The sequence below is a fragment of the Enterococcus sp. NPDC086594 genome (genome assembly GCF_044746145.1).
GTDB classification, from domain to species: domain Bacteria; phylum Bacillota; class Bacilli; order Lactobacillales; family Enterococcaceae; genus Enterococcus_D; species Enterococcus_D entomosocium.
The window spans coordinates 178,800-192,915 of the sequence record NZ_JBIVBP010000003.1 but is presented as its reverse complement, the minus strand read 5'-3'; the positions used below and the strand labels follow the sequence as shown (position 1 = coordinate 192,915).

At 42.0% G+C, this 14,116-nt stretch carries 12 protein-coding genes and 2 pseudogenes; 1 reads left to right on the top strand and 13 read right to left on the bottom strand.

Annotated features, from left to right (window positions below; translation table 11 throughout):
- The 6 genes from mraY to ACIPK1_RS07135 form a co-directional block, all read right to left on the bottom strand.
- On the bottom strand, positions 1 to 963 hold the full coding sequence (gene mraY / locus ACIPK1_RS07160; protein WP_400450377.1) for a phospho-N-acetylmuramoyl-pentapeptide-transferase: 963 nt from the start codon (positions 961 to 963) through the stop codon (positions 1 to 3).
- Between the two features lie 15 nt (positions 964 to 978).
- Complete coding sequence (locus ACIPK1_RS07155) at positions 979 to 3,174, bottom strand: penicillin-binding transpeptidase domain-containing protein (protein ID WP_008377336.1); 2,196 nt, start codon at positions 3,172 to 3,174, stop codon at positions 979 to 981.
- A complete protein-coding gene (gene ftsL, locus ACIPK1_RS07150) occupies positions 3,175 to 3,594 on the bottom strand; it encodes a cell division protein FtsL (RefSeq protein ID WP_008377334.1) in 420 nt (139 codons plus the stop codon).
- Between the two features lie 5 nt (positions 3,595 to 3,599).
- A complete protein-coding gene (gene rsmH, locus ACIPK1_RS07145; protein WP_008377332.1) occupies positions 3,600 to 4,559 on the bottom strand; it encodes a 16S rRNA (cytosine(1402)-N(4))-methyltransferase RsmH in 960 nt (319 codons plus the stop codon).
- A gap of 25 nt (positions 4,560 to 4,584) precedes the next feature.
- The gene (gene mraZ / locus ACIPK1_RS07140) at positions 4,585 to 5,016 is read right to left on the bottom strand and encodes a division/cell wall cluster transcriptional repressor MraZ (RefSeq protein WP_005228792.1); all 432 of its coding nucleotides are present in this window, start codon (positions 5,014 to 5,016) and stop codon (positions 4,585 to 4,587) included.
- A gap of 198 nt (positions 5,017 to 5,214) precedes the next feature.
- Positions 5,215 to 5,583, bottom strand: a complete 369-nt coding sequence (locus ACIPK1_RS07135; protein ID WP_005237289.1) for a DUF3397 domain-containing protein — start codon at positions 5,581 to 5,583, stop codon at positions 5,215 to 5,217.
- A gap of 332 nt (positions 5,584 to 5,915) precedes the next feature.
- Between ACIPK1_RS07135 and ACIPK1_RS07130 the strand changes: the two genes are divergently transcribed.
- Positions 5,916 to 6,035 (top strand): DUF4044 domain-containing protein, encoded by a 120-nt coding sequence (locus ACIPK1_RS07130; RefSeq protein ID WP_005237290.1) that lies wholly within the window; start codon positions 5,916 to 5,918, stop codon positions 6,033 to 6,035.
- A gap of 62 nt (positions 6,036 to 6,097) precedes the next feature.
- On the opposite strand, the gene cls is transcribed toward ACIPK1_RS07130, so the two are convergent.
- The 7 genes and pseudogenes from cls to ACIPK1_RS07095 form a co-directional block, all read right to left on the bottom strand.
- Positions 6,098 to 7,543 carry a cardiolipin synthase gene (cls, locus tag ACIPK1_RS07125; RefSeq protein WP_005237291.1) on the bottom strand — a complete coding sequence of 482 codons (1,446 nt, stop codon included), beginning with the start codon at positions 7,541 to 7,543 and terminating at the stop codon, positions 6,098 to 6,100.
- Positions 7,544 to 7,666: 123 nt separating this feature from the next.
- Positions 7,667 to 8,551: a permease-like cell division protein FtsX gene (gene ftsX / locus ACIPK1_RS07120; protein ID WP_400450430.1), complete on the bottom strand. Its 885-nt coding sequence runs from the start codon at positions 8,549 to 8,551 to the stop codon at positions 7,667 to 7,669.
- Positions 8,544 to 9,230, bottom strand: coding sequence for a cell division ATP-binding protein FtsE (ftsE, locus tag ACIPK1_RS07115; RefSeq protein ID WP_005237293.1), 687 nt, complete (start codon positions 9,228 to 9,230; stop codon positions 8,544 to 8,546). Before ftsE ends, ftsX begins: the two co-directional genes overlap by 8 nt.
- Before the next feature lie 112 nt (positions 9,231 to 9,342).
- Positions 9,343 to 10,450, bottom strand: a protein-coding gene (prfB, locus tag ACIPK1_RS07110; RefSeq protein ID WP_400450373.1) for a peptide chain release factor 2 whose coding sequence is annotated in 2 segments (ribosomal slippage) — positions 9,343 to 10,377 and positions 10,379 to 10,450 — 1,107 coding nt in all. Because the reading frame shifts where the segments join, the coding sequence is not laid out codon by codon here.
- Between the two features lie 88 nt (positions 10,451 to 10,538).
- Positions 10,539 to 10,613: pseudogene (locus ACIPK1_RS07105) on the bottom strand (SEC-C metal-binding domain-containing protein); the annotation flags it as partial.
- Between the two features lie 45 nt (positions 10,614 to 10,658).
- A pseudogene (gene secA, locus ACIPK1_RS07100) lies at positions 10,659 to 13,043 on the bottom strand (preprotein translocase subunit SecA); the annotation flags it as partial.
- A gap of 247 nt (positions 13,044 to 13,290) precedes the next feature.
- Complete coding sequence (locus tag ACIPK1_RS07095; protein WP_086299192.1) at positions 13,291 to 14,106, bottom strand: DUF1189 domain-containing protein; 816 nt, start codon at positions 14,104 to 14,106, stop codon at positions 13,291 to 13,293.
- Positions 14,107 to 14,116 lie beyond the last annotated feature (10 nt).

The window sequence follows — 14,116 nt, the reverse complement described above, 5'->3', positions numbered from 1 at the left end:
CTACCATACAAGGGCTATTGTGAGCAACGAGCAACCTAACGCGATACACCAAAACACAGTGTCGATCTTCCACTCAGACCATCCGCTCATTTCAAAATGATGATGGATGGGTGACATCTTGAAGATTCGTTTGCCTGTTAATTTGAATGAGGCAACTTGCAGCATCACGCTTGCTGTTTCACAAACATAGACCAGTCCGACAAGCAATAGGGTCCATTCTTGGTGTAAAAGAATCGAGATAGCTGCCAGCAGACCGCCTAAAGCCAGTGAGCCGACATCCCCCATAAAGATTTTTGCCGGTTTGCGATTGTAGGGAAAGAAGCCGATCAATCCGCCGATGATCGCAAGACAAACGATTAACACATCGATTTGATCTTGTCGCCAAGCAATCAGTGCGTAAGTTGAAAAAGAAATCGTGCCCAGTCCTGCGACTAGCCCATCGATACCGTCCGTCAAGTTGACTGCATTTGAAAAACCAACAAGCCAAAAAATGACGAACAAGCCATAAAAAATCGATAGCGACACGTCTATCCCAAAGAAATTCAGTACATCCGCATTGTCTTCGGATCGAAAAACAAAGTAAAAGACGAGTCCGCCTAAAATCTGTCCAATCAGCTTTTGCAACGAGTTCAGCCCCATATTTCGTTTGCGGAAAATCTTGATGAAGTCATCAAGAAATCCTAATGCACCATAAACCAAGGTAATGAACAAAAGAATGAACAATGAAGCAGTCAATTGATTTTGCCATGCTCCTACCCAGATGGCAGTGATCATTGCAGAAATCAAAAATACAAACCCACCCATCGTTGGTGTACCGGCCTTTACATTGTGCCATTTGGGGCCGTCACCACGTATTTCCTGTCCGTATTTCTTCATTTGAAAATAGCCGATAAACAAAGGCATTGTGGCTGTTACGATCGCAAAGCCACTTGCCAAAGGTAATATCATCTCTGTCCATTCCATATTGTTCTCTCCTATTTATTCGTTTTCACTTAGTGTAAACTTGATCGATTGTCCTGATAATTCGGTGTATGGTTCCACGCTTTGTTTGGTACAATAGCCGTTTCCTTCAAAACTGACGTCTACATTCAGCAGACTACCAAATTTGATTAAGTCTGCTTTTGACCAAGAAGTCGTATCCGGCATATAGTACTTATCGCTGTCGGTAACGAGCAGTACCCGTCCGCCAGGCATGATCGAAGTCCCACTGTCAACCGATTGGGCAATGACTTTTTCACCATCCCCGATGACTACCGGGATCAATCCAGCTTTTTGAACATCCGTTGCAGCCGATTCTGTATCGAGATTGCGATAATCCCCCACAGTTGTTTCGCTACCAGATGTTGTGCTTTCTTCTAATGCAGAGTTTTTCAGATCCATGACCCGTTTCATCAATGGATTGGCAATTTCACCCAACACGGTGCTTTCGTGCTTCTCTGGTAATTTAATCGTCAAATACAAAATGTATTCTGGTTCTTCTGAAGGAAACATCAAAACAACGGAATATAGATAATTGGTGCCACCAGACAAATACTTACCGGTTGTTGGATCGGCTACTTGGGCCGTCCCTGTTTTTGCAGAAATGTTGTAGCCAGGTAATTCATAAACGCCATAGGCACTTCCATAATTTTCACTCTCGACAACATCACGCATATATTCACGGACCTCTGTTGCAGCCTCTTTTGTGATCGGATGGCCGACCTCTTCTGGTTGCGTGACCGTTTCTTCTCCAGTATTGCCATCAACGATTTTACTAATAAATTGTGGTTTCAGCATCGTTCCATTATTTGCGACCGATGTGAAAGCCTGCATCATTTGGAAATTCGTCACACCAATCGCTTGACCAAAGGAAGTCATCGCTTGGCTGACAGGATTATCTTCTGGGGTGATTCCAGTATTTTCGTTAGGCAATCCTGAATAGGTGCTACGGCCAAAGCCAAATTCTTTTAAGTATTGTTGCCAACGATCAGCCATCCGCTGCTCCAAGGTCACCATTCCGATATTACTGGACCATGAAAGAGCTTGGCGCATCGTCAGTGTTCCTTTTTGACCAAAGTCCCAGTCATTGATGGTTGCATCGTAAAGTTTTAATCCATCAGGACTTGGGGTAAAGGTTTCATTCTCATTGAAGATGCCTTGATCGATGGCAGCTGCTGTCGTCAAAATCTTCATGGTTGATCCTGGCTCATAGTTGTCTTCAACTAACAGATTTTGCCAATCATTGATCGAATCCAAATTTTCTGGATTGTAGGTTGGTCGTTGTGCCATCGCTATGATTTCGCCGGTTTTGGCATCCATTAAGTTCGCTGTTAAGTTTTCTGGTTTGTTTTCTTTAAAGACGCTGTCCATCAGCGTTTCCAAATAGCTTTGGATTCGACTATCGATGGTGGTATAAACGTCTTTTCCGTCAACGGCTGCGACGGTCTCTGCTACTGTTCCGGGCAGCGGGTTTTGATTGTTATCTTTTTGATAAACGATCTCACCATCAGTTCCCGATAATACATCATTGTAAGCAGCTTCCAACCCAGTTTTGCCGACTAGACCAGTATCGTCATCATTGGCAACAGCATACCCGATAAAGTGAGAAGAAAAGACCCCATTCGGATAAAGGCGAGCTGGATGGCTATCAAAATGGAAGCCGGCAATATCTTCTTTTTCCATTGCATCTTCGATCGCATTTTTTTGTTCTAATGTAATATTATTTCCCTTGCTCCCAAAAGAGACCCGCCACAATTGTTGCTCAAGGCCATCCTCTAACGTATTGACTGCTGTTTCTTGATCAATGGACAATACATCTGACAAAATTTTGGCCAACTTATTGAAGTTTGCTTTTTCTGCAAAGAGATTTTTGTTGCCATCTTTGTAATTCTGATTCAAAACAGCATAAATGGAATACGAGGTCACATCTTCGGCAATCGGAATCCCATTACGGTCATAGATTGTTCCACGTTTCGCTTTGATCACTTCGCTGCCTTCATAAAGATTTTTGGTCTTTTCTGCTAATGAAGTTCCCGCGACATCCCCGACAATGACGATATAGCTCAAACGCGTGACAAACAAAAAGAACAATCCAATACTCGTAGCAAAGAGAATAATACCTACTTTTTTGCGATTGTTCGTTGTAGTTTGATTGTTCTTTTTTAAGTATTGCTTGAATTTATCTGTTAACTTCATTTAGTCCACTTTCCTTAAATTGCCATCATCAATCGACAATCCATTATCCTCAGCAATCTTTTGGATGCGCTCGGTTTTAGAAAGTTCATTTTTCTCTTGTTCCAACTGTTCTGCTTGTGTTGTTTTCTCAGTGATATCCGATTGGATCAAGGAAATATCATGCTCAACTTGGCTGATATTGGTCCGAATATTGATGGTCAAGATTGCCAACGTCAATACAGCGATAATCACAAAGGCAGCAATCAGTTTTTCTAGAGTAGAAATACTTTTTAACCGACGAGCCGGAGATGCTGGTACACGGATGACCTCAGGACGCTGGGGATCAGTAGGCAGTTTTTCAGTTGTCGGTTCAGAGTGATCCAAAGGTTGTGATTCAAGAGGTTCTCTGAATTCATAGTCATGAACTTTTAGTTCTGCCATAGTTGTTACCCTTCGCTTTCCTTGATTTTTTCCGCGATTCGTAGTTTCGCACTACGAGAACGATTATTTTCAGCTACTTCTTCCTCAGTAGGAAGCAGTGGTTTTCTTGTTATAAGTTTTAGTGTTGGTTGAAATTCTTCTGGTATCATCGGCAGACCTGGTGGCATATCCTTTGGTGTACTGTATTCCTTGAACATCGATTTCACAATGCGATCTTCTAATGAGTGGAACGTGATCACACTGACACGTCCGTTGACTGCTAAAAGATGAATGGCTTGTTCAAGTGATTCTTCAATTACACCTAGCTCATCATTGACTGCAATTCGAATGGCTTGGAAAACCCGTTTTGCTGGGTGACCGCCCTTTCTTCTTGCTGGAGCTGGAATGGCTGTTTTGATGATATCGACCAATTCCCCTGTTGTTTCGATGGGATGATCTTGTCTCACCCGCTCGATTTCCCGAGCGATTTGTTTTGAGAATTTTTCTTCTCCATAACGGAAGAAGATTTTGACTAATTGATGGTAGTCGAATTGATTGACCACTTCATAGGCAGTCAATGCTGCAGTTTGATCCATCCGCATATCCAGCGGTGCATCTTGGTGGTAGCTAAAGCCACGTTCGGCTTCATCTAATTGGGGTGAGGAAACACCTAAATCATACAAAATACCATCGACTCGGCTTACGCCGTGTTGATTCAATGCTTCCTTTAAATAGCGGAAATTACTTTTAATAAACGTGACCATCCCTTTAGCAACATAAGGTGCTAAACGTTCTTTTGCATGGTCGATGGCGGTTTGGTCTTGATCAAAAGCAAAGAGATGTCCTTCTTCAGACAGTTGTGACAATAAATATTCACTATGACCAGCTCCACCTAATGTACAATCGACATAGACGCCTTCTGGACGAATTGATAATCCATCAACGGTCTCCTGTAGCATAACGGTGTAGTGTTGAAAATCTGCCATGTGTTTTTTCCTCTTCCTATCAAGCCTATAAGCCAAAGTCGATCATTGTTTCAGCAATTTCATCAAAGTTTTCTTCTGCTTCTTCAGAGAATGCTTGCCAACGCGTTTCATCCCAAATCTCGATTCGATTTGAAACCCCGATGATCACGCAGCTTTTAGTAAGGTCTGCATGATTTCTCAATGTAACAGGGATATTGATTCGTCCTTGTTTATCGATCTCGCACTCTGTTGCAGCAGAATAAAAGAAGCGGACAAATGTCCGAGCATCCTTTTTCGCTAAAGGCATTTCGTTTAGTTTTTCTTCAAGTTTTTCCCATTCAGATAAGGGGTAGCCAAATAAACAGCCATCTAATCCACGTGTCACAACAAATTTTTCTCCGAGTTTTTCTCGTAGTTTTGAAGGGACGATTAGTCGGCCTTTTGCATCTATCGAATGTTGAAATTCTCCCATAAACATCGATAAATAACCCCCGATCTCCACCTGATATTCACAGTCTACCACAATCCCCCACTTTCTACCACAAATTATATGAAATTTGAAAGGGAAGTTGTTTGACTTTTCTTTACCAAATGAACAAAAAGAGGAAATCAGACTCCTTAAAGTCTTTAAAAAAACTTTAAGTGAAAAAATGGACGTTTATCAAGGGGCAAAACACTATAAGTAACTTACGATATTTAGAATGATCAAAACGACATGAAAGATGATCGTAAATAGAAAAATACTGCGCCAATACATCTTAAAATAGCGACCATATTGGATCTCTTCATAGTAGTACGCCTGAAAGACGGCCAGTAGAATGCCTAATAAAAAAATGGAGATCAAATAATACAATGTGATTGCTTGATCAAAAGTATATTTTGATAATTGATGAATCCCCACCATTAAAAATGGTACCGCTAAATCCGGTGCCTTCACATGGAAACGATCATTCAACGAAAGTGCAGAAACGATAAAACGACAAGCAAAATAAACGAGCACAGGAAAAATATACCAAAACAAAACGATTGGATTAAATCCAGACATACAGCAAAATCCTTTCTAACAACTAGTGTCACTATACTTTATTTTCTTTACATCCATGTTTCAGTTCTTTTAAAAATCTAAGCCGGAATAAGACAGCCATGAAATTTTTTAAGGAGGCTCTTATTTCAACAACTAACTTTTGAAAGTTTTAAAGAATGTATTTCTTTACCTATTAAAACAGAAGGGCGTAGCTTCAACAAGCCTATCTTGCCATTCTAACGAATTTTTTTATAGTGAAATTGAAATTTCCTTAATTTCTCCTTGGATCAACTTGAGTTCTTGAGAAATTGAGGGTAAACTGTCACTAGAATAACTCTAAAAGGTGGATTAGAATGAACGAGAAAAAACCAAAAAGTACCTTTGCAAAAATCACGCAAGTCGTGATCTGGACCATGCTTATTCTCACTGTCGGCTCGATTTTCTTAGCAGCGTACACAAGTATTATGGGTTAATCCTATTAAAAAATGCCCTTTTCCAAAATGATGGCTTCCATCTTTTGGAAAAGGGCATTTTTTTACAGTAACGGTGACACAAGACGTGCCAGGCCTTCCTTGATCTTGATCGTCAATTTTCTTTGTTGATACGCTTCGATCGTTAACGGTTTGGAATCGATCGAATCCGCCAGAAACGCTTCTTTTGTTTGAGTCGCAAGTTGCGCATCATAGATAATCGTATTGACTTCAAAATCTAAGCGAAAGGATCGAACATCGATATTTGCTGAACCAATCGATACAAGTCCACTATCTATAATCATCGTTTTCGCATGCATAAACCCTTTCTCATAGGTTTCAATGATTGCACCAAAATGAAGCAGCTCAGCCGCAAAGGAATAGGTCGCCCAATATACCAAGGGATGATCCGGTTTATTAGGGATTTGGATATGGACTTTCACCCCAGAAAGCAGTGCCAACTTTAAGGCATTGTGAATAGCTTCATCCGGAATATAGTAGGGCGTTTGGATTAGAATTTCTTTTTTGGCTAAATTGATCATTTTCAAATACGTCATTTTTATTTCTTCATGTTCCGTATCAGGACCACTAGTGATAACTTGGGCTGCGACTGTCCCCGCTTGTTTGATTTCAGGAAACAAAGAAGGATCATATTTGATCTCCAAGGCATGTTGTGAATTCCAATCCATCAAAAACCGATTTTGCAGCGAATAGACAGCTGAACCGGCAATTCGCAAGTGATTGTCTCGCCAATAGCCAAATTTTTCCACTTGTCCTAGATATTCATCTCCCACATTAAAACCGCCTGTATAACCAATCTCACCATCAATCACCACGATTTTACGATGATTCCGATAATTGATTCGCGGATTGACATAAGGAACGAACAAAGGAAAGAAAAAGGCAATTTGCCCGCCATGCAGACGCAATTCATCAAAAAACTTCAATGATACCTGGGTACTGCCCCAAGCATCTAACAAGACTCTTACTTTTACGCCTCGCTTTGCGGCTCGTACCAATGCTTCTTTGACCTCATTTCCCAATGCATCACTGCGATAAATATAATATTCCATATGAATGTGATTTTTTGCCTGTTCGATATCCGCGATCAAGGCATCAAATTTCTGCCGCCCATCGGTATAAAGTGTCATGCTATTGGCTGTCGTATAGAGGGATTGACCAAAGACCGTCAACAGATAGACTAACTGCTGGACTTCTACTTGAGCAGTCGGCGGATGCGGAAACAAATGACGCGCGAGTGCTTGTTTTTGTTCTTCTAATTCAACGTTTAGACCAATCTTTGCTTGTGAGCGCATATCGAAAATCTTTTCCTTGGAAATTCCTCTACCAAAGAAAAAGTAAAGCACAAAACCAACGATTGGGATGAACATCAAGACCAAAAGCCAGGCCCATGTCTGAGCAGTCTGACGTCTCTCTCTGAAAATGATAATGATTGATAACAAAATATTAACTATAAATAAAATGGTTACCAAATTATCCATTACAACCATTTTTCCACCTCTTCCCCGATTTCCCGCTACTAAAGCATATCAAAAAATAGTACCTAAAGTAAAGAAACACTGTGATGAAACAAAAAAAGCCGATCTGACGATCGACTTTAATAAAACATACGTTTAGAATTTTAAGAATCGGCGCATTGATAAGATGGAACCAAGCGAACCAATCACGATACCAATCAGTGCCATCACACCGCACACTTGTATTAGAAACATATTTGGTGCAATTAAGCTGTAATTTGAACGTAGCAAGGATGGATTGACCATTGCATAAACTTGATGATACCCGAAGTACATCAACGCAATTGGGACAATTGATCCTAAGAGTCCGATCCAGCCGCCTTCAAGGAAGAATGGCCAACGAATGTAGCCGTTTTTCGCCCCAACCAGACGCATGATTTGAATTTCTCTTTGACGGGACAAAATCGTGATCCGAATCGTATTAGAGATTAGGAACATTGCCACAAAAATCAGTAAGACAGCAGCAGCTAAGCCCCAAGTCCGCACAGCCGCAGACAATTCAAAGATTCGGTCAGAAGAATCTCCACCGTAATCGGCTTTAAAGACATTCGGCAAATCCCCAGCTTGTTCTGCGATCTCTGTCGTATACTCTGGATCTGTTGCACTTACAACAAATACGTTATACAGTGGATTACTGTCGCCTTCGAACAAGTTCCATGAATCCCCCATGGCATCCTGGATCTTCTGCAATTCTTCGTCTCGACTAGAAAATGCCACTTCTGAAACGTTCGGCAGATCATTTAAGGCCTGTTCTAAAGCATCCATGTCTTCTTGTTCTGTACCAATATCAACGAAAACCGACACGTCCACATTCTCACGAATATCTTCGGCTAGTTTTGTTGCATTTAAGATTACACCTAGAAAAATACCGACTAATGTTAATGTGATCGTCACGGCACTCAATGACGCGATAGTCATCCAGCCGTTACGCTTTAAACTTTTAATACTCTCCAGGAGATGACGGAAAAATGTTCTAATCATCGTAACCATATTCTCCTTCCGCTTGGTCGCGAATAATGCGGCCATTCTCAATCGCGATCACGCGATGACGAATCGTATTTACGATCGTACTATTATGGGTCGCCATAACGACCGTTGTTCCTTGTGCATTGATTCGATCAAGCAATTTCATGATTTCCCATGAGTTTTCAGGATCTAGATTTCCGGTTGGTTCATCCGCAATCAATACCTTCGGTGTATTTACGATGGCACGAGCGATCGACACCCGTTGTTGTTCCCCACCGGAAAGTTCACTTGGAAAGACCCGAACTTTATGTTTCAGTCCGACCAAATCCAAAACTTCCATCACCCGTTTTTTGATATCACGGGGTTTGCGTCCGATAACTTGCATTGCATAAGCAACATTTTCAAAGACCGTTTTCCGCGGTAAAAGTTTGTAGTCTTGGAAGACCACGCCGATTTCCCGGCGCATCAAAGGGATCTCACGGTTTTTCATGCCGACCAAATCATATCCTGCGACATTCAAAACGCCTTTTGTTGCTCTTTCTTCTCGATACATCAATTTGATAAAGGTTGATTTTCCGGCGCCGGATGGTCCAACGACATAGACAAACTCCCCTTGATCAATTGAAATCGAAAGGTTACGGATAGCAGTCGTACCATTAGAGTACTTTTTCATTATATCTTTCATTTCTATCATACAGCTATCTCTCCATCTCAAATTTTCATTCTGGCTTATTATAGCATGAATATATTTCACCTTGCTTGCAACAGATTACAATTGTGTTTCAATCTGTTTAAGTCATACCAGGTTATTTTTGATTCAGTTTCAGCTTCAAATAGGCATCGATAAAGCCGTCCAAATCGCCATCCATGACTGCCTGTACATTCCCAGTTTCGAAATTCGTTCGGTGATCTTTGACCATTGAATAGGGATGGAAGACATAAGAACGGATTTGCGAGCCCCAACCAATTTCTAACTGCTCGCCTCGCAAGGCTGCTGCTTCTTGTTCTTTCTTTTCCACTTCTAATTGATACAGCTTGGCTTTCAACATCCCCATCGCCTGCTCACGGTTTTTCAATTGTGAGCGCTGGGCTTGGCTAGCGACCACCGTTCCTGTCGGAATATGGGTGATCCGCACAGCAGATTCGGTTTTGTTGATGTGCTGTCCACCAGCGCCACTTGCGCGGTACGTATCGATCTTCAAATCATCTGAGTTGATCTCCACATCGATCGCCCCATCTAATTCTGGCATCACATCCACCGAGCAAAATGACGTATGCCGTCTCTTAGCAGAATCAAAAGGTGAAATACGGACCAAGCGATGCACGCCTTTTTCCGACTTCAAATAGCCATAGGCGTTGTGGCCTTTCACAAGTAATGTGACACTTTTGATCCCCGCTTCATCACCGGCTTGATAGTCCAAAGTTTCCACCTGATACCCATGTTGTTCGCAAAAACGAGTATACATCCGTAACAGCATGCTGCCCCAGTCTTGCGACTCGGTACCGCCTGCTCCCGGGTGCAGCTCGATGATGGCATTGTTTCGATCATAGGGTTCATCTAACAACATCGACAATTCATAAGAAGCCATTTTCTCATTTAACTTACCGATTCGCGCATCAAGTTCTGCTTCCATTTCCGGATCGGATTCTTCTTGAATCATTTCCAACATCACTTCGAGTTCTTCCAATTCTTCTGCTAGCTGATTGAATTGATCGTAAGTCTCTTTGTTGGCATTGTTGGCGTTAATGACTTGTTGAGCTTTTTCTGAATCATCCCAAAAGGTAGGATCTGCCATTTGGTGTTCCGCTTCCGCAATGTCCTCTTCTAACTGATCTAAGTCAAAGAGACCCCCTAAAACTGATTATTTTTTCATTCATCTGGGTCAATTGATTCCGAATATCTGCGATTTCCATTAAAATTCCTTCTTTCTTTTTTTCTTACAAACGAAAGTAGACTGGACAAAAACGTCTGCCAGCCTACTCTCACCTTTTTCAAAACTTGTTACATATTTTTCCCGTGGCAATTCTTGAATTTTTTCCCGCTTCCGCAAGGACAAGGATCATTGCGGCCCACGTTTTTGAAACTTGGCGCTTGGGCAGCCGGTGCTTCTTCTACCCCTTGTGCTTCTCCTTGGGCTACTTGTTCCCGTTGAACGTTTTGGCGGATTTCTGCCTTCATAAACAGACGAGTTACTTCATACTCGATGGCTCCAACCATGTTTTCAAACATATTGAATCCTTCTGTTTGGTATTCAACTAACGGATTGTTTTGTCCATAAGCCCGTAACCCAACCGATTGGCGCAATTGATCCATGGCATCGATGTGGTCGGTCCACTTCGTATCAACGACTCGTAAAATCACTACTTTTTCAAATTCCAGTAATTGTTCTGGACTATTAAGTTGTGTTTTCTTTTGTTCAAAGACTTCTTCTGCCCGTTGGTTTAGATAATCTTTAATCTCTTGAGCTGATTTGCCCTTGATGTCTTCAATACTGATGGTATCTTCATGAACAAGTGCATTGGCAGCAAAATCAACGATTCCTTCATAATTCCAATTGCTTTCTTCTAATTGCGTATGACTGTCAACGACACGGCTGATGGAACGTTTCACCATATTCATTAATTGTGGTGAAAGATCCGTTTCTTCCATGATTACTTCTTGACGTTGTCCGTAAATAACTTCCCGCTGTTCTCGCATTACGTCATCGTATTGCAAGACGTTTTTCCGGGTATCGTAGTTATTCCCTTCCACTCGTCTTTGGGCAGATTCTACTTGTTTTGAAAGCATCTTGCTTTGGATCACGGCATCGCCTTCATCGATTTTCATCCGATCTAAGAACACTTTGATTCGTTCAGAACCAAAACGTTTCATTAAATCATCTTCTAGCGACAGGTAAAATTGCGACATCCCTGGATCTCCTTGACGTCCCGCACGTCCCCGCAACTGGTTGTCGATCCGTCGTGATTCGTGACGCTCGGTACCAATAACTGCCAATCCGCCTAGTTCTGCAACACCAAGACCCAACTTGATATCCGTTCCCCGACCAGCCATATTGGTCGCGATCGTTACAGCACCTTTTTGCCCAGCATTCAAAATGATTTCCGCTTCTTTAAAGTGATTCTTGGCATTCAATACTTCATGAGGAACTTTCTCCCGATCAAGCATTGATGATAGTAATTCAGAAGTCTCAACAGCGACCGTCCCTACAAGGACTGGTTGCCCTTTGCGGTGGCGTTCTTTGATGTCTTGAACGACTGCTTGGAATTTGCTGGTAAGTGTTGGATAAAGCAAGTCCGCACGATCATCCCGTAAGATCGGTTTGTTCGTAGGAATCTGAATGACTTGCATGTTATAGATTTCTCTAAACTCTTCTTCTTCCGTTTTCGCAGTACCGGTCATCCCAGACAGTTTTTTGTACATCCGGAAGTAGTTCTGGAATGTGATCGTCGCCATCGTTTTGGTTTCATCTTCGATCTCGACACTTTCTTTTGCTTCGATCGCTTGATGCAGCCCGTCAGAATAGCGGCGGCCATCCATGATCCGACCTGTAAATTGGTCAACAATCATTACTTTGCCATCTTGCACCACGTAATCAATGTCACGAATCATGATGTAATTCGCCCGCAACGCTTGGTCCAAGTGATGGGTCAATGCGGTGTTTTCGATATCATACAAGTTTTCTAAGCCGAAGGTCTCTTCCGCTTTTTCGATCCCGCGTTCTGTCAAGCCGATCGTTTTTGATTGAATATCGATTTTGTAGTCTTCTTCTTCCGTCAAGCGTTTGACGAAATTGTCGACCCGATTGTATAGCGCGGTCGATTTTTCTGCTTGTCCTGAAATGATCAATGGCGTTCTCGCTTCATCGATCAAGATCGAATCGACTTCATCGACAATGGCATAGTTTAATGGACGTTGTACCATTTGATGACGATAAACCACCATGTTGTCCCGCAAATAGTCAAACCCTAATTCATTGTTTGTACTATAAGTGATGTCACAAGCATACGCCGCACGTTTTTCTTCTGCTGATTTTGAGTTGATGTTCAAACCGACTGTCAATCCTAAAAAGTTGTACAGCTCTCCCATCTCAGTCGAGTCACGAGTTGCCAAGTATTCATTGACGGTTACGACATGGACGCCTTGACCACTCAAGGCATTCAAATAAACAGGTAATGTCGCCGTCAAGGTTTTCCCTTCACCGGTACGCATCTCTGGAATATTCCCATCATGCAAGACGATCCCACCCATTAATTGGACGTGGTAAGGATAAAGACCCAAAACGCGTTTTGCAGCTTCACGTACTACTGCAAAAGCTTCAGGTAATAATTTATCCAAAGTCTCTCCCTCTTGGAAACGACGACGAAATTCATCGGTTTTCCCGCGTAATTGTTCATCAGATAAAGCGGCCATTTCATCCGCATGTGATTCAACTTGATTCGCAATATGGTCAAGACGTTTTAATTCTTTTTTGTCGTTTTCGATTAATTTTCTAAAAAAATTGGCCATACCTTAATAATTCTCCTTTTACTTCTACATTATCCTAGCTGGAAACTCTCCTAACTATTTTAGCACTAGTTCACCATAAATGAAATATTTTTCGATAGAACTATCGCATCAATCTTGCGTGATAAACGGATTCTTAACCTTTTTTCACAGATTTTAAAGAAACGAAGGGAAAAAATACGCAACAAGCCATCGATCGGTGCCCAAAGTCCAGCGCACGTCCATATGACTTGTTGCGAATATTTGCAAATTAGGCCGTTTTAAAACGGGTTTTTAAGAAAGCTAAGAAGAGCATCAGCAGCATGCCTAAAGATTGGATCCCAATCATCAAGATGATGTCCGCGCCAATAAATCCTGCCAACATCGCCACCAGAGAGCCTGCCCCCAGTGCATTCAAAATCACGTTGGTACTTTCTTTGAAACTGCTGATCGTCGACAGTCGCGACTTTTTCGTCAGCCAGAGGAAAAACGCTGCGCCCATGACGAGGATACTATTCATTGCCACCAATAAAAATGCCACCGTGATCGTCTGGCTGAAGAAAATCGCCGTCTCGTTGTTGCGATAAAAGCCGTCTTCGATCACTTTCTGAAACGAAGCCGCATCATGCACTTGATCAGGCATCATTTCCGCCGTGTAACGCATCTCATAATGATAGGTTTGTCCATCGATTTCCTCTTTGATGGTCCAGTCTGTTTCACGAAAATTGATAGCATATTTTGCTCTTGAAAGGTCCGCTTCTGAAAGCGCAACACCTATAATGCCCGCTTCTGTTTGCGAAAAGACTTGTGACTCATCCGTTAAAAGTTTGCCATCTTCCAGCTGCAGTTCACTGTATTCGGCTGCTGTTTCAGCAGTCATGAGTGTTTTTGCATGGGGGAAAAATGCTGCAAAGGCTTGATCCGTTTGCTTGCTGATCATCAAGGTCAGCGGGATCATCAGCAAGGACATCAAGAAAATATAGACAAACACTTGCTGCCAGCGATTTAATTTTTTACGCCATGCATAGACTTTTGTTGGAGAAAATATGGCCCCAAAGTATGTTAAGGGAAATCGTTGTTCAGACATCCTATCATTC